This window comes from Pseudanabaena sp. UWO310 (assembly GCF_006861605.1).
Taxonomy (GTDB): Bacteria; Cyanobacteriota; Cyanobacteriia; order Pseudanabaenales; family Pseudanabaenaceae; genus Pseudanabaena.
On the sequence record NZ_SELU01000038.1, the window covers coordinates 24,594 to 46,071 of the forward strand.

The 21,478-nt window shown below is 45.7% G+C and carries 14 protein-coding genes; 8 read left to right on the forward strand and 6 right to left on the reverse strand.

Annotation, left to right across the window (positions count from 1 at the left end):
* Positions 1–5 precede the first annotated feature (5 nt).
* Complete coding sequence (gene mrdA / locus PseudUWO310_RS13660; RefSeq protein ID WP_009625174.1) at positions 6–1,835, forward strand: penicillin-binding protein 2; 1,830 nt, start codon at positions 6–8, stop codon at positions 1,833–1,835.
* A gap of 238 nt (positions 1,836–2,073) precedes the next feature.
* On the opposite strand, the gene ilvC is transcribed toward mrdA, so the two are convergent.
* Positions 2,074–3,069, reverse strand: coding sequence for a ketol-acid reductoisomerase (gene ilvC / locus PseudUWO310_RS13670; RefSeq protein ID WP_009625173.1), 996 nt, complete (start codon positions 3,067–3,069; stop codon positions 2,074–2,076).
* Between the two features lie 194 nt (positions 3,070–3,263).
* Entirely contained in the window at positions 3,264–6,860 is a 3,597-nt protein-coding gene (gene smc, locus PseudUWO310_RS13675) for a chromosome segregation protein SMC (RefSeq protein WP_142602156.1), read from the reverse strand.
* Between the two features lie 471 nt (positions 6,861–7,331).
* Between smc and PseudUWO310_RS13680 the strand changes: the two genes are divergently transcribed.
* Positions 7,332–8,714: a metallopeptidase TldD-related protein gene (locus PseudUWO310_RS13680; RefSeq protein ID WP_142602159.1), complete on the forward strand. Its 1,383-nt coding sequence runs from the start codon at positions 7,332–7,334 to the stop codon at positions 8,712–8,714.
* 719 nt (positions 8,715–9,433) lie between these two features.
* Here PseudUWO310_RS13680 and PseudUWO310_RS23640 read toward each other — a convergent pair.
* A complete protein-coding gene (locus PseudUWO310_RS23640) occupies positions 9,434–9,556 on the reverse strand; it encodes a hypothetical protein (RefSeq protein WP_263363442.1) in 123 nt (40 codons plus the stop codon).
* A 766-nt stretch (positions 9,557–10,322) separates the two neighbouring features.
* Here PseudUWO310_RS23640 and PseudUWO310_RS13685 point away from each other — a divergent pair.
* Positions 10,323–12,827 (forward strand): EAL domain-containing protein, encoded by a 2,505-nt coding sequence (locus PseudUWO310_RS13685; protein WP_223805665.1) that lies wholly within the window; start codon positions 10,323–10,325, stop codon positions 12,825–12,827.
* Between the two features lie 37 nt (positions 12,828–12,864).
* Here the strand turns inward: PseudUWO310_RS13685 and PseudUWO310_RS13690 are convergent, their stop codons facing one another.
* Positions 12,865–13,821, reverse strand: a complete 957-nt coding sequence (locus tag PseudUWO310_RS13690) for an ABC transporter ATP-binding protein (protein WP_142602164.1) — start codon at positions 13,819–13,821, stop codon at positions 12,865–12,867.
* A 359-nt stretch (positions 13,822–14,180) separates the two neighbouring features.
* Here PseudUWO310_RS13690 and aspS point away from each other — a divergent pair, with 359 nt between their 5' ends.
* Positions 14,181–15,974, forward strand: a complete 1,794-nt coding sequence (gene aspS, locus PseudUWO310_RS13695; protein ID WP_142602196.1) for an aspartate--tRNA ligase — start codon at positions 14,181–14,183, stop codon at positions 15,972–15,974.
* Positions 15,975–16,361: 387 nt separating this feature from the next.
* Complete coding sequence (locus PseudUWO310_RS13700; protein ID WP_223805666.1) at positions 16,362–16,763, forward strand: hypothetical protein; 402 nt, start codon at positions 16,362–16,364, stop codon at positions 16,761–16,763.
* An 80-nt stretch (positions 16,764–16,843) separates the two neighbouring features.
* On the opposite strand, the gene cobS is transcribed toward PseudUWO310_RS13700, so the two are convergent.
* Positions 16,844–17,599 carry an adenosylcobinamide-GDP ribazoletransferase gene (gene cobS, locus PseudUWO310_RS13705; RefSeq protein ID WP_142602166.1) on the reverse strand — a complete coding sequence of 252 codons (756 nt, stop codon included), beginning with the start codon at positions 17,597–17,599 and terminating at the stop codon, positions 16,844–16,846.
* A 422-nt stretch (positions 17,600–18,021) separates the two neighbouring features.
* Between cobS and PseudUWO310_RS13710 the strand changes: the two genes are divergently transcribed.
* On the forward strand, positions 18,022–19,299 hold the full coding sequence (locus PseudUWO310_RS13710) for a S41 family peptidase (protein WP_190316027.1): 1,278 nt from the start codon (positions 18,022–18,024) through the stop codon (positions 19,297–19,299).
* A gap of 152 nt (positions 19,300–19,451) precedes the next feature.
* On the opposite strand, the gene cysK is transcribed toward PseudUWO310_RS13710, so the two are convergent.
* The gene (cysK, locus tag PseudUWO310_RS13715) at positions 19,452–20,405 is read right to left on the reverse strand and encodes a cysteine synthase A (RefSeq protein ID WP_142602169.1); all 954 of its coding nucleotides are present in this window, start codon (positions 20,403–20,405) and stop codon (positions 19,452–19,454) included.
* 218 nt (positions 20,406–20,623) lie between these two features.
* Between cysK and PseudUWO310_RS13720 the strand changes: the two genes are divergently transcribed.
* Positions 20,624–21,031: a ChuX/HutX family heme-like substrate-binding protein gene (locus tag PseudUWO310_RS13720; protein ID WP_142602171.1), complete on the forward strand. Its 408-nt coding sequence runs from the start codon at positions 20,624–20,626 to the stop codon at positions 21,029–21,031.
* Positions 21,032–21,080: 49 nt separating this feature from the next.
* A complete protein-coding gene (locus PseudUWO310_RS13725; protein ID WP_142602203.1) occupies positions 21,081–21,353 on the forward strand; it encodes a DUF2281 domain-containing protein in 273 nt (90 codons plus the stop codon).
* Positions 21,354–21,478: the final 125 nt, after the last annotated feature.

Below are 21,478 nucleotides of genomic sequence, written 5' to 3' on the forward strand. Positions count from 1 at the left end.
GCAATATGACCTTTACTCAACGACAAATTTCGCCCTTTAATCCTACCGAAAACACCCGCACCATGGGAAAGGGGATGCGAGCCGCAGTTTTATTTTTGTTAAGTGTATTGGTACTGATCGGGATTTTAGGCGGACGACTTTTTTATTTACAACTGATCGAAGGCGATCGCAATCAACAATTAGCCGAAAATAATCGGATCAGACTAATTGCCAAACCTCCCGAAAGAGGACGACTTTTCGATCGCAAGGGGAATATTCTTGCCTCCAGTCGCTTAGCTCATGTGGTGTATCTCTGGCCCATCGCTCAGCCCAAGGATAAATGGCAACCCACAATTAAGCGCTTAGCTGAGTTGATTGGCGTTTCGGCGCAAACGATTACGGACAAATTGGAGCAAGAAGGCTACAACTCTCCCAATCTAGTCCGCGTCTCAACGGCAATTAGTCCCAAGCTCGTAACAGTACTCTCCGAGCATAGTCTCGAACTGCCGGGGGTCAAGGTTGAACCAGAGGCTGTGCGCTATTACCCCAATGGCGATGTTGCAGCTCACGTACTAGGTTATACGGGAGAGCTAACCGCCGAAGAATTACCAAAACTACGGGAAAAAGGCTATCGCCCCGGAGATGTGATCGGCAAATCAGGGGTGGAATATGCCTTTGAAAATCAGTTGCGGGGAGAATGGGGCGGACAGCAGGTAGAAGTGGATGCTTTTGGTAAGGTATTACGCATTTTGGGACAGAAACCGCCCAAATCAGGTAATGCGGTCAAAATGACGATTGACTTAGATTTAGAAAAAGCCGTAGAAAAGATTTTAGGCGAGCAACAGGGCGGGATTGTGGCGATGAATCCTAATAATGGCGAGGTATTGGCGATGGTTAGTCATCCCGCCTTTGATCCCAATCTTTTTTCTGGCAAAATTTCCGAAGCAACATGGAAACGTCTGCAAGAAAAAGATCATCCTTTTGTCAATCGAGTACTCCAAGTATATCCTCCAGCCAGTACTTTCAAAGTTGTGACAATGACGGCAGGTTTAGAAACTAATAAGTTTGGCATTAATGATGTTCTGCCCACATACCCCTATCTGGATGTGGGTGGGTTTCAGTTTTGGGATCACAACCATGCGGGATTTGGTACGATTGGCTTTTCCGAGGCGATGGCGTATAGCAGCAATACTTTCTTTGGGCAAGTAGGTATGCGCGTGGGGGAAAAGGATCTAGCAACATGGGCGCGAAAGTATGGCTATGGCGAATATTCGGGATTAGAAATCAAGGAGGAGGAAACTAAAGGCACGGTTCCCGACGAAGAATGGAAGAAACGAGTAATCGGTGAGCCTTGGTATGTTGGGAATACCTTAAATATGTCAATCGGTCAGGGTGACGTACAGGCAAACCTCGTCCAAGTTTCCATGATGACAGCGGCGATCGCTAATGGTGGATTCAAAATCAGACCGCATTTTCTTCTAGAAGATAGTGATGCTAAGGAATGGCGGCAATCTCTAAATATATCGCCAACTAATTTAGCGGCGGTGCAAAAGGCATTGCGATCGGTTTTTGATTTTGGAACGGCGGCAGCACTCAATTCCTCAGAGATTAGCATGGCTGGGAAATCGGGTACAGCACAGGATCCTCCTCGCCTCAACCATGCTTGGTTTACGGTCTATGCCCCCTATGAAAACCCTGAAATTGTGGTGACTGTATTTGCAGAGAATGCAGGTGGTGGTGGTGGTAGTGCGGTTGCCGCACCTTTGGCAGTGCAAACGATTGAAGCCTATATGAAAATTAAATCCATGCCCAATTCCCCCATTAATCCCCCAGTCCCTGCGGTGAATTCCAATTAAAAATTGCTAGGTTTGGGTTTTAATTCACAAAAGTGTTGTCACACTTTCGTGAATTGGTATAAATATAGCAGTAGCCAGTTATATTAGGACAAAAACAAAACACAGAAGAGTGTTGCGGCGCAAAGCGCCGCAACACTCTTCTGTGTTTTATGTCTTAACTTATTTAGCTATAGCTATAGCATAAAGATGGGCGACGCAAAGCGCCGCCCATCTTTAGCTGTTTAGTGACTAATTAGAACTAAATTTTCTTCAACCAGCTAAACATGGCGCGAAGATCTTTACCGACAGATTCGATCTGATGCTCGGCTTCTTGGCGGCGCATAGCAGTGAATCCAGGCTTGCCAGCTTGGTTCTCGAGAACGAATTCGCGAGCAAATTGACCAGACTGAATTTCGGAGAGAATTTTCTTCATTTCGGCTTTGGTCTGCTCGGTAACTACGCGAGGCCCGCGAGTGTAATCACCATATTCAGCGGTGTTAGAGATGCTGTAGCGCATATTTGACATACCACCTTCAACCACCAAGTCTACGATGAGTTTTACTTCGTGCAAGCATTCAAAGTAGGCGAGTTCTGGTTGGTAACCCGCTTCAACAAGGGTCTCAAAGCCAGCTTTGATCAAGGCACACAAACCACCGCAAAGTACGGCTTGTTCGCCGAATAAATCGGTTTCAGTTTCTTCGCGGAAAGTTGTTTCCAAAACGCCACCGCGAGTGCCGCCGATACCCTTGGCATAGGCCATAGCGCGATCGCGAGCATTGCCCGTTGCATCCTGATACACAGCAAACAATGCAGGTACGCCTTGACCTTGGGTATAGGTACGACGTACCAAATGTCCCGGACCTTTAGGTGCGACCATGATCACATCCACATCGGCAGGAGGTACAATTTGCGCGAAGTGAATATTAAAACCATGGGCAAAGGCTAGGGTATTGCCTGCTTTGAGATTGGGTGCAATTTCGGTAGCATAAATTGCTTTTTGAGTTTCATCAGGCAATAAAATCATAATCAGGTCAGCAGCAGCCGATGCATCAGCAACGGTCTTAACAGTAAGACCTTCAGATTCTGCTTTTTGCCATGAGGGACTGCCTTGATATAACCCCACGATGACATCCACGCCGCTATCCTTGAGGTTAAGGGCATGGGCGTGACCCTGAGAACCGTAGCCGATAATTGCGACTGTCTTACCTGCTAGAAATTCAAGATTTGCGTCCGTGTCGTAGTACATCCGAGCCATAGTGTGGTTATCTCCGAGACAAAAGATTGAGTGAGTAGTTTTTAAATGTAGTTTGGAAGATTTATTGTCAATTGCCTTCAAACACTTTTTCTAGTCTAGCAAAAAGCGCCCCCTCTCCAGAAACAAATTTGTCACTACTATCGCTGATACGAAACCAAAAAGGCGGCGCGAAGCGCCGCCTTTTTGGTTTCGTATCAGCCCGATCGCAGTTCTAAGCCCAATACCTGAGTATGTTCGCCACGTGCTTGGGTTACCCCGATCGTGCGTTCCGATGCTTCGATCATGGGGCGACGCAGGCTGACCACAATGAACTGTGCGAGGTTAGCTTGCTTGCGAACCATTTTCGACAAGCGCTCGACGTTGGAACCATCTAGGAACATATCGACTTCATCGAAGGCATAGAAGGGCGAAGGACGATAGCGCTGAAGCGCAAAGATGAAACTGAGGGCTGTAAGGGATTTTTCGCCCCCAGACATGGATGCAAGATGTTGGACTTGCTTGCCTTTAGGATGGGCAACTAGGGTAAGCCCACCACTAAGGGGGGCATTGGGATTTTCCAGTTGCAGATAACCATCACCATCGGAGAGCTCGGCAAAAATTTCTTTAAAATGTCCGTTAACGGCATCAAAGGCTTGCATAAAGGCACGCTGGCGCAGCGTGGTGAAGTTCTCAATACGGATCAAGAGTTCGGTACGCTCTTGATTGAGGGTTTCGAGACGAGTGCTGAGTTCGTCTAGACGTTGAGATGTGGCTTCATATTCCGCGATCGCCATCATATTTACGGGTTCCATGGACTGAATCCGCTTGAGCAAGCGCCGCTGCTCTAGCTGCAACTGCTCTAGAGTCATGGTTTCAGGAACTTCAGGGATCGGATCGGGAAGTTCGATCTGACTGAGCTGTTCGGCAAATTGAGCGATTTGCAGTTCAAGTTCGGCTTGCCGTTCGTGATTTTTTTGCATCTGCCACTGCATCTGCTGCTGTTGCTGTTGCTGTGTGCGCAGCGATCGCTCACAGGCATCGCGTTCCTGTTTCGCCGCACCAATTGTCTGTTCGAGAACTTCCAAGCGGGACTGATAGGAGGCGATCGCCGTTTCAGTCTGCTTGAGTTGATGCTGAATTTGCGATGTGCTATTGATCAGCTCCGCTTGAGTACTGCGTAATTCTTGAAGTCGAGTTTGACGTTGCGCCATTTTCTCCAAGGCTAACTTATGCTGGTTTTCTAATTCTCCTAGCTGTTGCTTGGCGGTACGCAGTTCAATTTCGGCACTATTCAATAGAGCTTCTTGTCCCTGTAACGCATCTTGCGCTTGCAACCAGCGGCTATGGGTACTTGATTTCTCTAGCTCGGTAAGCTCAGCCCGTTTGACCATCAACTGGGCTTCGAGTTCGGCTGTATTACCATCTAGGGAAATTAATTGCGCTTGACCGATTTCGATCGCCGCACGGGTTTGTTGAATTCGATCTTGCAAACGAGAGCGATCGCGGCTGTTACGCTCGATCTGTTCGTAAATGCGATCGCGCTTGAGTTGAGCTTCGCGATGGTTAGTTCTTGCGGATTGCAGTTGCTCCTCATACTTAGCGATCCCCGTTAAGGCTCCCCGCAAACGTTGGTTGAGTCGCGTTAGCATCTGATCGATTTCCATAAGGCGATCGCGCAGTTGCTTAGTTTCGGAAGATTCCGCAGGTTTGGCATTACCAAAATGCAAACTATTGTGCTGAATAACACTGCCGCCCGTCATCGCTCCTGATGTTTCCAGAATCTCGCCCTCAAGGGTCACCATACGATATTTGCCAATGTGAAATCGCGCTTGATCGAGCGTCTCAAATACGAGCGTATTGCCAAAAACAAAGGAGAAGACATCTTGGTAACGATCCTCGTAGGTAACGAGGTTAAAGGCATAGTCGATCGCCCCTAATTTCTGAGCTTCGATGCGAGAAGGAAATCTCGCCGCTTGCAACTTATTGAGGGGTAAAAACGTGGCTCGCCCAGCCCGCTCGCGCTTCAGCAAGGCGATCGCTTCGGCAGCTACTTCATCGTTTTCCACCACAAGGTTACCTAAGCGTCCCCCCGCACAGATCTCAAGGGCTAATTGAAATCTGGGCTCGACCAGTCCCAATTGGGCAACTAAACCATACACGCCAGACATATCGGCTTCAATGACTACTTGCGACGCTCTGGTTCCCTGTACTTCGCGACTTGCCTGCACCTGTGCTTCCAATTTATCGAGTTGGCGAGTCTTAACTCTCTGCTCTTGCGTCAAGCGCTCGATCGTTTCATTTTGGAGCTGTACTTCTAACTGAGCTTCCGCAAGATTTTTGGCTAAGGTCTGTACTAAGATTTCCGCTCCATTTACCTCAGCCTCTTGCAAGCGCAAGGCATCCTCAAGGGACTGATTAGAAAGCATATCGACAGCATAGCGTCCTTCGCCTGCAAGGATTTCTTGCAGTTCGCGATCTTGGGATTCCAATTGCAGCGATCGCTGGTTAAGGACTTCTTTCAGTCTAGTTTGCTCCTGCTTTTGCGGATCGAGTTCTCCTTGCAGCTTATCGATGTCGTGGCGTAATTGGGTCTGCTGACGTACCCAATCCGATGAAGCGGAGGCGATCGCTTGGACTTCCTTGCGATATTGCGAAACGATCGCCGCCTGTTGATCGCGAGCTTTTTCCGCCGTAACGACCGACTCTTCCTTAAATTGCTTTTGCGATTCTAGTTCTTCAGCTTCGCGAAGGAGGCGATCGATTTCCTCTTGGGTATTGACAATATGGGTTTGATTGTTTTGATAAGAACTAGTCAGAGACTGCTGTTGGCGTTGCAAGCCTCGCAGTTCTGCCTGTTGTGCGGACAAGTTACTCGAAACAGATAGATATTCTTCTTCGCCAAGGGTATGGACGCGATCGTTTAATTCATTGAGATGAACTGTACCGACTTCAATTACCTGCGAAAGTTCGGTTAAGGATTTCTCTAAATTGCCGCATTGCTCCTTATTATTGACTAATTCAACATTACGGAGTGATTGGTTATATAAAATCTCACGCTGTTTAAGTACGGATTCCGCCGCTTCCATCTGCTCATATTCCAAGCGTAGCGCTTTATATTTCTCCGCCTTCACGCGATCGCTTTTTAATTTATCCTTATTGGCAATGAGTTCCTGCTCGACAATCCGAAATCGCTCCTCTTGGGTCTTAACATCGTCTAACTTATCTTTTGCGGTGGAAATTTTGCGATCGAACTCACCCACCCCTGCCAATTCATCAATAATTTCCCGTCTTTCCCGCGAATTCATCGAGATAATGCCCGTTACGTCACCCTGCAAAACTACGTTATAGCCTTCGGGATAAATGCGGAATTTGGCTAACTGTTCATGCAGTTCGCTTAAATTGCAAGGCGTTCCATTAATATAGTAAGTCGAAGTATAGGTTCCTTGGCTAGTAACCCGTAACTTCCGCATCACCGTCCATTCACCAATTTCCTTTCCCTCCGCCGTAGGAACTTCGATCCCCTCGGTTTGAAAAGCCGAAATCTCAGTTTCATCTAAGGCAAAGGTAACGGTAACGATCGCTTCAACCATCCGTCCCTTCTTGCTATGGGCTTGGTTAACCAAGTCGGGCAAGCGATCGGCGCGCATCCCCTTAGAACCTGCTAGCCCCAGCGCAAATAGCAAAGCATCAAGAATATTCGATTTACCCGAACCATTGGGACCAGAAACCACTGTAAAACCCGTCATCAGTGGGATCGATACAGTAGAGCCAAAGGACTTAAATCTGGTGAGTTCTACATTTTTAATGTACATAGGGCGATCGCGGGCTGACCGAGGTTTAACAATCTGAGAATAGACTATGCGCGAGGTCGAGTTTTGACAGCACGAAAGTGCCAATACGTTATCACAAGTTGGACGAAATGGCGTAAGTATTGCCGAGGATTTTTGTGGATAAGCCCACTTATACTTATGGGCTTATCCACAAAAATCCTAAAACCTGCGGCGTACGTGCAGCGTACGCCGCAAGTTTTATATTTAATTACGTCTAGCTACCTACCTACAACCAAAGCGTTCTTGATATAGCTATAGCCACTTAAGTCAGGACATCAAACCCAATCAAGAGTTGCGGCGCGAAGCGCCGCAACTCTTGATTGGGTTTGATGTTTGTCCCAACATTACTGACTATAGCTATATTTTCTGTAAATGTTATGTTTAAAGTAGTTTGAACTATACCGAACTAGCTGAACTACTTACATACAAACTTTTGCTGGGAGTTAATTTTTAATGGACAGATTAATGGGCAGACATCTGGAAGAACAGTTACTAGAAGATGTTTTCGATCAATTAACCGATCGCCTAATTACGAGTCTGTATAGTAGTGAATATTTAACTATTAGCCTAGAGAGCGAGCGCAGCCAATTTACCAGATTTAACAAGGCAAAAGTGCGCCAATCAGGATTTGTTGCCGATGGAAATATCACAATTTCGTTAATCAGCAATCAGAGGGAAGCCTATGCTGAGTTCCCATTTACAGGCAATCTTGATCATGATACGGCTTACGCGATCGCTAGTCTCGATTATTTGCGACAAGAAGTCGCCCAAATCCCCGAAAATCCCTATCTGGTTATTCCCGAAAACCAAGGTTCCAGCCGTGAAGTTTATCAGGGCAATTTGTTAAACACCGAAGAGGCGATTGCCGCAATTCTCACCCCAGTCACCAATCCCGTCAATAGCACCGTAGATTTCGCGGGGCTATACGCCTCTGGCTTAATCATCCGCGCCAATGCTAACTCCGCAGGTCAGAGACATTGGTTTGCCACGGATTCTTTTTTTGTCGATTATTCCATGTTTGTCCAAACGAATTCTGGCGAAAAAGCAGTCAAGGGAATTTATGCTGGTAAAGAATGGCAACCAGAGAATTATAACTTCCAGATTAACCGCTCAAAGGAACAATTAGCAGCCCTACAAAGACCAAGCAAAACTCTAGAGCGCGGACAATATCACACCTACTTTGCCCCTGCGGCAGCGTCGGATCTATTAGGCTTTATTGCAAACAGCGTGGGCGAATCGAGCTTGCAACAGAGTAGCAGCGCTCTTTTGAAATTAAAGAATCAAGAAAAAAGCCTCTCTCCCTTACTATCTCTTAGCGAGAATTTCACCTACGGGAATGTGCCTCGCTTCAACAGTATCGGAGAAGTCGCTCCTGAAATTTTGCCCGTCATTGCCAATGGCAATCTCGTCAATACTTTAATTAGTTCGCGCAGTGCTAAGGAATATAACAAAGTAGGCAATGGCGCGAGCGTGGGTGAATCAATGCGATCGCCTGAAGTTGCCGCAGGCAGCTTAGCAGCAGCCAATATTCTCCAACAATTGGATACTGGACTTTACTTGTCAAACCTCCATTACCTAAACTGGAGCGATCGCACGGGTGGCAGGATCACGGGTATGACACGCTATGCCTGCTTTTGGGTAGATCAAGGCGAGTTGATCGCCCCCATTGAAAATCTACGCTTTGACGATAGCATCTATAATTTTTTGGGCAAAAACCTAGAGGAATTAACGGATTTTCGCGAATTTATTCCTAACGTAAGTACCTATGAAAAGCGATCGCTTGGAGGTATTTTCGTTCCAGGAATGCTCGTAAAGGATTTTACATTTACTCTATAGCCAAGTATAGCTGCCGCCAGTTTTGTTAGGACAAAATCAAAACCTCAAAGAGAGTTGCCGCGCAGAGCGCGGCAACTCTCTTTGGGGGTTTGTGTCCGAAGCTACATCTCTCACAATATTCGCCTACATACACAAACTAATCCCCAATGACATTTTTGATTTTGTAGTCGATTTTACTTTGTATTCCCCCATACTATCGGATGCTAAGTATCGAATGCTAAGTAATAACACATGCCTACCCTATAAAGGATTTCAGACAATGAATGAGCAAATCAAATGGAAATTATATGCGTATAAAACCAATTTCAATATATAAACCCTTTTAGCATCCTATAAAACTTTTTTGCACCACAAAAGGTTATCAGAAAGTTATATAAAGTAATATTTTTTCGATAGATAGGGTAAAATCTTTTTTGTAGCTTAAGAGTCAGAATTGCTATGTTGCTAACAAATTATAGAAATATTCTGCCAGCTTCTATTGCCTGCATAGGGGGGATGATTCTTACACTTGGTCAGCCAGAAGTAACTTTCGCAAATGACCAAACTGGGTATACTCCAACGGATCGTCCTCAACCACAACGCACTCAAGGCGGCGGATCTCGATTTCATCCACGCATAGAATATAGTCCATCCTGTAATTACTAATCAACCGCCATTATGCTTAATTTAAATTCCTAATTTAAGAAGAATAAAGAAACGCGGGGGGCGTACTTTTTATTCTAAGCATTTGGTGATTCGATCTTTGTAAATTTTGTGAAATTTGTATAGGTCGTCATTTTATCTGCGATAACCCAAAAATCGCTAGATCCGATGGCGATCGCAATATGTAAATAGCTAGGCATAAGTAAACTTAAAACCCAGAAGAGCATAACGCCCGCGCAGCGGGCGTTATGCTCTCTGGTTTTGGTTTTTAATTATACCTAGCTACTTATCAGGATTCCATCACTCCATCAAAGCCAGAGTAAAGCACCAGTGCGCACTGGTGCTTTATACCAATTCACGAAAGTGTGGCAACACTTTCATGAATTAAAAACCAAATCCAGTAAGGTTTTGAGATTCCCAAAATGGCAACGCCATTTTGGGAATTGGTATTACTCTGGTATTTGATTTTGTCTGAGGACTGGTGCCATAGAATTGCTAGAATTGCTAAATTTCACATTTAGAGCTGCCATCAACTTTATCAAGACATAAAAAAGAGGGTTGCCGCGCTCCGCGCAGCAACCCTCTTTTTTATATCCTACTCCCTTCGCCCCAAAGAAATAGACATCAAAACCCAATAATTAGCGTTGCGGCGCTTCGCGCCGCAACGCTAATTATTGGGTTGAGGTTTCGAGAACTGATGGAATTATGCTGAGATAATTACGACAAAGGGCTTGCATACATCTAAGCATTAGTTTGGTACGATTGTGAAACTTTAGTTGCAGAGCCAAGACATAGTGGAGATCGCCTTAGTTGAGGATTCTTTATCAGGACTTACTCCAACAAGTTAGGCTTACTACTCTCATTAAATTCTCTTAGATGATCGCGATTAAAACTCTAAAAGCAAACTGGGAAAATTTACCGCTTAGATTCAAACAGTGGGGTGGATTTTTCCTGTCTAGCGGAAGTGTGTACTTATTAGTATTTGGATTGCGTTGGTTAGGGTGGTTGCAGCCTAGCGAATGGGCAGCTTTCGATCTATTCGTACAGTTGCGTCCTATGGAGCCTGTAGACGAGAGAATCGTTATCGTTGGCGTACAAGAATCGGATATTCGCTACTTAGGGAGTTGGCCCGCCTCCGATCGCACCCTCGCTAAAATTTTACGCAAAATCCGCGCACAAAAGCCCAAAGTAATTGGCTTAGATCTTTATCGAGATATTCCTGTGGGAGATGGATACCAAGAACTTGAGGAAATATTTAAAACCACTCCCAATCTGATCGGTATTGAAAAAAGCATTAACGATCGCTTTAGTACTGCCATTAGCCCCTCCCCTGTACTCAAGGCTCTAGGTCAAGTATCGGCAAATGATGTAATTGTCGATCCCGATGGTAGATTACGTCGAGCTTTGCTATATCCAATGCCTAAAGGGAATGAAGGTTTACCTAGTTTGGGGCTAGCAGTTTCCCTCATATACCTCAAAGATAAGGGCATAGAGCCACAGTCCTCACCATCTGGATATTTACAACTTGGGGAAGCTGTTTTTAAGCCCTTAGAAAATACCGATGGCGGCTATGTCCGTATTGATGCGGGAGGCTATCAAGTTTTGATGAATTACCACGGCTCCTCGCAAAAGTTCCACTCCGTCTCCCTTGAAGATATTTTAGAAAATCGGATTGCTCCCGATCTGATGCGCGATCGCATTGTTTTGATTGGAGCGCAGGCTTCCAGTCTCAATGATGTATTTTACACTCCCTATAGCAGTAATTTTATTACCTCACCCGCTCAGATGTCAGGGGTAGAATTTCAAGCCAATCTCGTTAAGTTAATCTTGGGTGCAGCGAGCGATCGGCGACCTCTATTTCATGTTTGGTCAGATATTGGCGAAGAAATGTGGATTGCGATCTGGTCGATCACTGGTGCGGCGATCGTTTGGATTTTCTCCACCAAAAGATTAGTCCTGCTAACGGGGACGGTAATTTTCGGCATGGGCTTTCTGATTGGTGGCAGCTATTTACTATTTTTAGGAGGTTGGTGGATACCTCTTGCTCCTGCGCTATATACCTTTATCGGCTCCATGATGGTAATGCAGAGCTATATGTATGTTTCCAGACTGCGCGAGTTAAATTCGGCTCTTTCTGATTCGATCGAATTGCTTGCCCATGATGCTTCCCATGATGCTTTAACGGGTTTACCCAACCGCAATCTATTTATGGATCGCGTAGATCATGCGATCAAATACAGTAAACGCAATTCCAACTATCTATTTGCGATCTTTTTCATTGATTTAGATCGATTCAAAATGATTAATGACAGTCTTGGGCATAATATGGGCGATCGCTTTTTACAAGCGATCGCCGCACTATTGCAAGACTGCTTGCGATCGATTGATACCGTGGCTCGGCTGGGGGGCGATGAGTTTACAATTCTGGTAGATGATATTCAAGATGTGAGTGAAGCCTTAACCGTTGCTGATCGTATTCTGCATCGGTTTCTCTCTCCCATCACGATCGGGGGCGAAGCGATTTTTCCTAGTGCGAGCATTGGCATTGTGATCAGTACGCCAGATTATGATAACTGTATCGATCTCCTGAGGGATGCAGATATTGCCATGTATCGGGCTAAATCTCTGGGCAAAGGACGATATACGCTCTTTGATCAAGAAATGTACGAACAAACCTTGCGATTAACGCAATTAGAGAGTGAACTGCACTATGCTCTCGAACATCGGGAATTTGAACTTTATTATCAACCCATCGTTTGCCTAGCCACCGATCAGCTTGCTGGATTTGAAGCCCTAATTCGTTGGAAGAATCCCAAACGAGGCTTTATTTCGCCTATAGAATTCATTCCTCTAGCTGAGGATACTGGGTTAATTGTGGCAGTTGGGGATTGGGTTCTTAGGGAAGCCTGCCAACAATTGACGGACTGGCTCCAGAAGTTCCCCGAAGCTGCCCATTTGAAAATGAGTATTAATTTAGCAAGCCATCAAATCCGTGAACCAGATCTTTTAGATAAGCTCGATATCATCCTTGCCGAAACTGGGGTCAATGGCAGTTCGATCCGTTTAGAAATTACGGAAAGCACTTTAATGGATCAGGGAGAACAGACGATCGCCAAACTGGCACAATTGCGGGCGAGAAATATCCAATTGAGCATTGATGATTTTGGACAGGGCTATTCCTCTCTCAGCTATTTGCATCGCTTTCCCATTAATATTCTCAAAATCGATCGAGCCTTTGTCAGTCAGATGAGTGATGGCGGCGAAAATATTGAGATCGTGCGGACAATTACCATGCTAGCCCATACCTTAAATATGAGTGTCGTCGCTGAAGGGGTCGAAACGGAACAACAGGTCGAGATTTTAAAAAAATTAGGTTGTGAGTTTGGGCAAGGTTATTTATTTTCGCATCCCTTAACGGCTTCTGCCGCAGAGCAGGCGATCACCAATAGCATCCAAGCGATCGCTATATAAGCAATACCCCAAGCTTGGCATCATGCTCAGGATAAGCCTAACTTGTTTGCCTATAGCCTAACTTTAAGAAAATATTTTCTAGGGTTTCTTGGGTTCGATGAAAGTCGGAGATCGGAATCCCCAATTCAATCAGAGATTTCAGCAATCCCGCACAGTCTTCTGTGCTTCCAGCCAATTGAACCCTTACCACTGACATATCTGGAAGAACCTCCACCTCTTGAATTAATTCCGATCGCTTTAAAGCCGATTGTAAGTCTTCAATATTACCGAGAGTAGAAATGAGAATCTGTTGGCGGTCTTGGTTACTGCGATCGTATAGAGCCTGTAGCCGTGAACTTTCAACCAAAGTACCTAACTCCATAATCCCGATCGAAGTACAGATTTCGGCAAGGTCACTGAGGATATGCGATGAAATGAGAATGGTCATTCCTTGCTGTTGGAGGGACTTGATAATATTGCGAACCTGCACCCTCGCAAGGGGATCGAGTCCTGACACGGGTTCATCTAGCAATAGCAAGGTGGGATTATGAATAATGCTCCTAGCGAGACTAAGTCGCTGCTTCATCCCCCGTGACAGGGTAGCGATCGCTTCATTCCTTTTTTGCTGTAGCTCCACTAGCTCGATCACCTCATGCAATCTCTGCGATCGCTGGGGATCGCGCAAAAAATATAAGCGGGCAAAATAATCGAGATAGTCCCAAACCGTAAGGTCATCGTAAAGTGGAAAGTCATCGGGTAAGTAGCCCAATTGCCTCTTTAGTTCGGGATTGTTTTGTCCCCGTAAAAACCTTGCCCCATTAATATAAATTTCACCTGCGGTGGGCTCTTCCGCAGCAGCAAGCATCCGAATTAAGGTGGTTTTTCCCGCCCCATTGGGGCCAATTAGCCCATAAACTTCACCTCGATCAATTTGCAAATCGAGGTGATTGACCGCCACATGGTTATCAAACTGCTTGGTCAATCGATGCGTGCGAACTGTCGGTACTGCTGTCATGAGATTGCCACGAAGGTTACAGCCATGTTACCCCCAGCAACGAGAATTGTGAAGAGATATCGCATAGGCGCTTTGCAATGCCCATCTTTAGTTATGCGGCATTATACATAGCAACAGGTGAGTTGCGGCGCTTCGCGCCGCAACTCACCTTGCTATAAGTACCTAAAACCTGTAGCGCACGCGCAGCGTGCGCTACAGGTTTTGGGGCTTTATATTTAATTGTGACTAGCTACTCACCAAATTCTTGAAACACTTCTTCCAACACTTATGTTGGGGCTAACGCTTTACAAGTTATTATAGTAAATGGTCAAAATTCCAGTTTTTACTTTTTTCTCTAAAGTTTCGCCAATAACATCATGATGCGTAGCAACTATTGCGGTCACCTCAATGCCGAACATCTCGGACAAACAGTTAGCTTGTGCGGTTGGATCGATCGCAGACGGGATCATGGTGGAGTGATCTTTTTAGATCTGCGCGATCGCACAGGAATCGTCCAGATCGTTAGCGATCCCCAACGAACTCCAGCGTCCTATGACCTTGCGGGAGAAATGCGAAACGAGTATGTAGTCAGAATTATTGGCAAAGTTTCTCAGCGTCCTGAAGAATCCCTCAATCCCAAACTCGCCACAGGGGAAGTGGAAATTTATGCCGAATCCATCGAATTGCTCAATGCTGTCAGCAAGCCATTACCCTTCCTAATTTCTGAAGCGGACACGATTAAAGAAGAACTACGCTTTAAATATCGCTATCTCGATATGCGAGGCGATCGCCTATCGAGCAATCTCAAACTGAGATTTGAAGTTGTCAAATCCATTCGCCGCTTCCTTGAAGATGAGTATGGATTTATGGAAGTGGAAACACCAATTCTTTGCCGCTCTACTCCCGAAGGAGCGCGAGACTACCTCGTCCCCAGCCGCGTTAATGCGGGACAATGGTACGCCTTGCCTCAGTCACCACAATTATTTAAGCAGTTGTTGATGGTGGGAGGATGCGATCGCTATTATCAAATCGCTCGATGTTTCCGTGATGAGGATCTACGCGCCGATCGTCAACCTGAATTTACCCAACTGGACATGGAAATGAGTTTCATGTCTCAGGAAGAAATCATCGAACTCAATGAAAAACTAATTCGCTATATTTTCCAGACCGTTAAAGGATTGGAATTAGGCTCCTTCCCCCGCCTCACCTATGCCGAATCGATGGATCGCTATGGATGCGATCGCCCCGATACCCGCTTTGGCATGGAATTAGTCAATGTATCCGATTTATTTGTCAATTCTGGCTTTAAGGTCTTTGCTAACACGGTTGCCAATGGCGGCATTATCAAAGTTTTACCCGTACTCGGTGGCGATGCGGCAATTTCTAATACACGCATTAAACCAGGCGGCGATCTTGCTAATTTGGTTGCTCAATATGGGGCAAAGGGATTAGCCTTTATCCGCGTTCGCGAAGGTGGCGTAATCGATACGATCGGCGCACTTAAGGATAGTCTCACCGAAGAAGTCAAGCAGGAATTGCTAGAGCGTACTGGAGCAACCGCAGGCACGATTCTGTTGTTTGGGGCTGGAGAGAAGGCGATCGTCAATGAATCCCTCTATCGTCTGCGCCTAGCCCTCGGTCGGGAATTAGGTTTAATCGACGATCAAAAACTCAATTTCGTGTGGATAACCGATTTCCCCATGTTCGAGTGGAATGCGGATGAGAAGAGACTAGAGGCTCTGCATCATCCCTTCACCTCTCCCCGCCCCCAAGACATTGAGAACGGTCAACCCATTGACGTAAATACGATCGCCCTAGCCTATGACTTGGTACTCAATGGTACAGAAATTGGCGGCGGTAGCATTCGGATTCACAAGCGCGATGTTCAAGAAAAAGTTTTTGCCGCGATCGGACTGACTCCCGAACAGGCAAAAGAGAAATTTGGGTTCCTATTGGAAGCCTTTGAATATGGCACGCCTCCCCACGGGGGACTAGCCTTTGGGCTCGATCGCTTAGTGATGTTGATCTCTGGAGCCGATTCCATTCGTGATGTCATTGCCTTCCCCAAAACCCAGCAAGCTCGTGATCTAATGACCGATGCACCATCCAGTGTGGATGACTCGCAGTTAAAAGAACTCCATGTCAAGTTATCCCTACCTCCTGCAAAGAGCTAGTCCAATTCCCAAAGATGAGTGGCGGCGCTTCGCGCCGCCACTCATCTTTGGGGCTTGTCCTAAGCAAACCCTTTCTTAAAGCCCAAAGTTAAAAGCCTTGCTACGCAAGGCTTTTAACTTTGGGCTTTGAAAATTTGCCAGTTTAACCCGAACTGATGTTATGTAAGTAGCTAGGCATAAGTAAACTTAAAACCTAGAAGAGCATACCGCTCGCTGCGCGGGCGGTATGCTCTCTGGTTTTGGTTTTTAATTATGCCGAACTACTTATAGCGATCGCTACGCGCTTCGGGGATAAGGAAAATTACAAAACTGTAATCCTTTTGCTAAGGAAACGATCATTTTTTTAGGTTTTGATGGAATAGTCAAACGCAACTTCACACCATAGCAATGACCACAGCGATGAATAAATTTACTAAATCAATGCCAGCTATAGCGATCGCCCTTCTATTAGGGAGCGCAGTCGCCACAGTACCTAGTTCATTTAACCTAAATTTATCGGCTCAAGCACAATCCGAATCCAATCAGGAAAAGCCTCGTAATCGACCACCTCGTCCTGATTTAGATGCCGCCGCTAAGAAGTTGGGGGTAACCAAAGAAAAATTGATTGAAGCTTTAGGTATACCACCTAAACCACCCGAATCCAATGGAGGAGAAGCACCTAAATCGAGACCACCTCGCCCTGATTTAGATGCCGCAGCGAAGAAGTTGGGGGTAACTAAAGAGAAACTCATTGAGGCTTTGGGTATACCACCTAAACCTCCTGAAGATGGCAACGGCGATCGCCCATAGAGATTAAACCCAAAAACCTGTAGCGCACACTGAGTGTGCGCTACAGGTTTTGAATCTGGTTTTTAATTATGCCCATATACTCATATCAAATAGGCGATCGCGCATAAACTTAACGCTTCAGTCCATTCCACGATCGCGCCATAGGTATCCCCCGTCTGTCCGCCGAGCTGTCGGTTAAACCATGCGCCGAGCAACCAAGTAATAGTAAAAGCGATCGCTGATAACCCAAAGGCGAAAGAGATAGCATGGGCAAAATATCCGATCGCAAGATCTCCCGCAATCAGTAGAACTGCCACCAGCCAAACTTGCCAATAATGTAAATCCTCCCGATGGAATTTACCCTTGCCCATCGCCTTGAGATAGGGATAAGCCATAATTGCCCGCAATTGCCCCCACCGCGCCCAAGCCCAGACAGCCGCTAAAATCCAAACCCTCTGATCGCTAATCGCCGCCAACGCCATTACTTTTAATAACAAAATCACTATTCCCGCGATCGCCCCAAAAGCGCCCGTATTGCTATCTGCCATCACTTCAAGGCGGCGTTCGGGATCGGTCACAGCTAAACCGTCAGCAGTATCCATTGCCCCATCCAGATGCAAACCACCCGTAATCAATAGTCCTAATAAAATTGTCAGAAGCGATCGCAGGTAAATGAAATCAGATGAAGGTTTAAGCCATCCCAAACCGAAATCGACAGCAGCGATCGCTAAACCGATTGACAGACCAATTAGTGGGGCATAAAGAGCTATTCCCCGAAAATCAAGATTTCCCTGCGTCCGCCAAGGGATACAAGTATAGAAAATTATTGCCGCTGGCAATTTTCGCCAAAACTGCATTTAAAAAATCCCAAAATATCGATAAATTGAGGAGAGAAATTTCACCCCTTCTTTAAATTTATATGACAAATCAAAAAACCAAAGATGAATGGCGGCGCTTTGCACCGCCACTCATCTTTGGTTTTTTGATTTGATAAGTAGCTGGAACCCAGAATAAAAACCTGTAGCGCACGCGCAGCGTGCGCTACAGGTTTTGGAATTTTATATTTAATTGCGCCTAGCTACTTATACCAATTCCCAAAATGGCAACGCCATTTTAGGAATCTCAAAACTTTACTGGATTTGGTATTTAATTCACGAAAGTGTGACAACACTTTCGTGAATTGGTATTAGTTAGAAAAATATGAGAAATCAGGCTTGATGAAAGCTAGATTAGTTAGGATAGAGAGAATATTTTTAGATAAACAGTTTGCGTACAGAGCATGATAAAACAGCGTCGTATTTGGTCTTGGCTCGTCATTGGTTTCGCGATCGCCTTACAGTTTTTCTGGAGCTTGGGGGCAAGTGCTGCGGTTACGGACTATTTACAAGAACAAAAATTTCTCACTAATGTTTGGCAGATCGTCAACCGTTCCTATGTTGACGCTGATTTTAATCATCAAAATTGGTACAAAGTTCGCCGCCAGTTTGTCAATCGTAAATTTAACAGCCATGATGATACTTATCAGGCTATCCGCGAAATGCTTGCCACGCTTGACGATCCTTTTACAAGATTGCTTGAACCCGACAAGTTTAAGACTATGCAAACCAGCACAGCAGGGGCGTTAACTGGTGTGGGGCTTCAAATTGCTGTCGATGAGCCCAAAAATAATGTAATCGTGATTGCGCCGATCGAGGGTTCGCCTGCGGATGCGGCGGGTTTGCGATCGCGCGATCGCATTGTGGGCATTGATAACATTCCCACCAAAGGGTTAAGTCTCGATGAATGCGCAACCAGAATGCGAGGAGAGATCGGTTCGGAAGTCAAATTAACGATCGAGCGTCCCCTTGCCGATGATAAGGGCTTTGAGAAGTTTGAGAAGTTTGATGTGGTCATTAAACGCGATCGCATTGCCGTTACTCCGATTATTGCTAAGCTCAATCAGGAAGACAATCACAAAGTCGGCTATATCCGTCTCAACCAATTCAATGGCAATGCGGCGACGGATATGGAAAAGACCATCAAAAAGTTTAAAGCAGAAGGAGCCGATCGCTACGTCCTCGATCTGCGCGGTAATCCTGGAGGTCTATTTGATGCAGGGCTAGAAATTGCGAGGATGTGGATTCCTGAGGGAACGGTTGTGTACACAGTGGATCGGCATGGTGTACAGGAAAGCTTTGAGGCAAAAGGCAGTGCCATTACAACCGATCCTTTAGTGGTACTGACCGATGGTGGCAGTGCCAGTGCTAGCGAAATTCTGGCTGGTGCATTACAAGAAACCAATCGCGCACAATTGGTCGGCACTAAAACCTATGGAAAAGGCTTAATTCAATCGCTTTATGAATTGGAAGATGGCGCAGGTTTAGCGGTAACCATTGCTAAATACGAAACACCTCTCCATCACAACATTCACAAACGCGGCATCATTCCGAATGTGGAAGTTGCCCTTACCGAACCAATTACGCGCAAACAGCTCGGAACCAAAGAAGATCCGCAATATGTAGCCGCACTTTCGGTTTTGGATGGAACTTATAAGAAAAATGTAATTGCAAAGTCTTAAACAAAAAGTCTTACAGCAATTATCGATCAAACGAACCATGAGGAAATTTTTGAAAGCGTTGCAAAGCAACGCTTTCAAAAATTCCCTTGGTTTGGGTTTGAGCGCAATGCGCTGTAAACAAAAAGAACCGCGCTTTGCGCGGCTCTTTTTGTTTAGCTAAGTCCCATCAATTCAGGATCTTGGAATAGAGGAGTACTTAAATAACGTTCGCCAAAACTGGGCTGAATCATCACCACCATTTTTCCCGCATTTTCTGGTCGCTTGGCAATTTTCACCGCCGCATAAAGCGCCGCACCGCTGGAAATTCCCGATAAAAGCCCTTCTTCGCGAGCTAATCTACGTCCAAAAGCGATCGCCTGATCGTCACTCACGGGGATAATCTCATCAATCAGTTCTGTTTTTAAAACTTCAGGCACAAATCCTGCGCCAATACCTTGAATTCGATGGGGGCCAGGACGACCACCCGACAATACGGGGCTATTGGCTGGCTCGACCGCGATCGCTTTAAACTCTGGCTTCCGCGATTTAATTACTTCGGCAATGCCCGTAATCGTACCGCCAGTGCCAACTCCCGAAATCAGAAAATCAACCTGTCCGTCGGTATCTTCCCAAATTTCTTCAGCAGTAGTCTTACGGTGAATGGCAGGATTTGAGGGGTTGCGGAACTGTTGCAACATATAAGCATCGGGAGTGCTCTCGCTGATTTCCTTGGCGCGTCGGATTGCGCCACCCATGCCTTCTGTGCCTGGAGTCAGTTCTAAGGTAGCTCCATAGGCGCGTAACATCGCTCGCCTTTCCATACTCATGGTTTCTGGCATCGTTAGGATCAATTTATAACCCTTAGCCGCCGCCACCATCGCCAGCGCGATCCCTGTATTGCCCGAAGTCGGTTCTACCAGAATTGTCTTATTTGGCGTAATCAAGCCCTGTTCTTCGGCTTCTTGGATCATGTTCACGCCAATCCGATCCTTGACGGAAGCGGCGGGATTCATGCCCTCTAATTTGACGATAATTCGAGCCACGCAGCCCTCCGCCTTGGGAATGCGCTGCAATTCGACCAGTGGGGTACGTCCAACTAATTCAGTTATGTTCTTGGCGATTTTCATAGATAAATGCTTGAATGATTGCGGGTAAATGAGCTTGTAGTCAACTTTAGAGCATTTTTGAGGGCTTTGGAATTTCTTGATACTAAACAGCGATCGCGACTTTTATGCCCCAAAAGCTACACACACTAACCCTTTTCGGCTTTAATAGGGATATTGCGATCGCAAAAAAATTTCACAACATCATCATAAACTTATTAATTAATATTAAATAAATTCCTATGGCTGCTACTTTAAAAGATTTTTTAGAAGAATGTCACACTCTCGGACTAGTCCGCCTGATCGTCACCAGTGATGCGGGTGTACTAGAAGCAAGGGTAAATATCGAGAAGTTGTTTTATGCGGAACTCCCTAAGGGCAAGTATGCGAATATGCATTCTGAACATATCGAGTTTCACCTCAATATGGACAAAATCACCGATGTCCGCTTTGAAACCGCCGAAGCCAAACGCGGCAATTTCACCACCTACGCGATCCGTTTCCTCGATGCTGATGATAAGGCGCAAATGAGTGCTTTCCTCCAATGGGGTAAACCAGGGGAATATGCCGAAGGACAAGTCGAAGCATGGTCTGCCCTCAAAGACAAGTACGGCGCAACTTGGAAGCCTGAACCTGTTGAAAGTGTATAGGTCATAATTGTCAATATTTCTATCTGCGATCGCACCAGAGGGAAAATCAATGCAACAAACTATTACTAAAGATCAAGAACCTAGCACCAGTATTTCCCTAGATGATGAGGTACTCAAAATCTTTGCGAAAATGCCAGATGATCTCAAGATCGAGGTTCTGCACTATGCGGAATATTTGTTGAGTAAGGGAATGAACAAGTCATCTGGTGTTGCGATCGCAAGTGATGACATACCCAAGAAAAAATATAGGCAAGCGGGAACGATGACAGGGATGATTGTGATGTCAAATGATTGTGAGGAGCCATTAGTAGATATTTCATGATTATTGCTCAGGTTATAAAGCGATTGTTGGCTCTAGTTAGCGCAGACAAAAATTGATGATTATCCAGTTAATAGGCTATGGAAATAAGTGAAGTTATAACCAGATATCCAAGACAAGTACGGCGA

Excerpts from the sequence above, each read along its gene's own strand:
- mrdA (WP_009625174.1), top strand. The coding sequence starts at position 6 with ATGACCTTTACTCAACGACAAATTTCGCCCTTTAATCCTACCGAAAAC.
- ilvC (WP_009625173.1), bottom strand. The coding sequence starts at position 3,069 with ATGGCTCGGATGTACTACGACACGGACGCAAATCTTGAATTTCTAGCA.
- smc (WP_142602156.1), bottom strand. The coding sequence starts at position 6,860 with ATGTACATTAAAAATGTAGAACTCACCAGATTTAAGTCCTTTGGCTCT.
- PseudUWO310_RS13680 (WP_142602159.1), top strand. The coding sequence starts at position 7,332 with ATGGACAGATTAATGGGCAGACATCTGGAAGAACAGTTACTAGAAGAT.
- PseudUWO310_RS23640 (WP_263363442.1), bottom strand. The coding sequence starts at position 9,556 with ATGCCTAGCTATTTACATATTGCGATCGCCATCGGATCTAGCGATTTT.
- PseudUWO310_RS13690 (WP_142602164.1), bottom strand. The coding sequence starts at position 13,821 with ATGACAGCAGTACCGACAGTTCGCACGCATCGATTGACCAAGCAGTTT.
- aspS (WP_142602196.1), top strand. The coding sequence starts at position 14,181 with ATGCGTAGCAACTATTGCGGTCACCTCAATGCCGAACATCTCGGACAA.
- PseudUWO310_RS13700 (WP_223805666.1), top strand. The coding sequence starts at position 16,362 with ATGACCACAGCGATGAATAAATTTACTAAATCAATGCCAGCTATAGCG.
- cobS (WP_142602166.1), bottom strand. The coding sequence starts at position 17,599 with ATGCAGTTTTGGCGAAAATTGCCAGCGGCAATAATTTTCTATACTTGT.
- PseudUWO310_RS13710 (WP_190316027.1), top strand. The coding sequence starts at position 18,022 with ATGATAAAACAGCGTCGTATTTGGTCTTGGCTCGTCATTGGTTTCGCG.
- cysK (WP_142602169.1), bottom strand. The coding sequence starts at position 20,405 with ATGAAAATCGCCAAGAACATAACTGAATTAGTTGGACGTACCCCACTG.
- PseudUWO310_RS13720 (WP_142602171.1), top strand. The coding sequence starts at position 20,624 with ATGGCTGCTACTTTAAAAGATTTTTTAGAAGAATGTCACACTCTCGGA.
- PseudUWO310_RS13725 (WP_142602203.1), top strand. The coding sequence starts at position 21,081 with ATGCAACAAACTATTACTAAAGATCAAGAACCTAGCACCAGTATTTCC.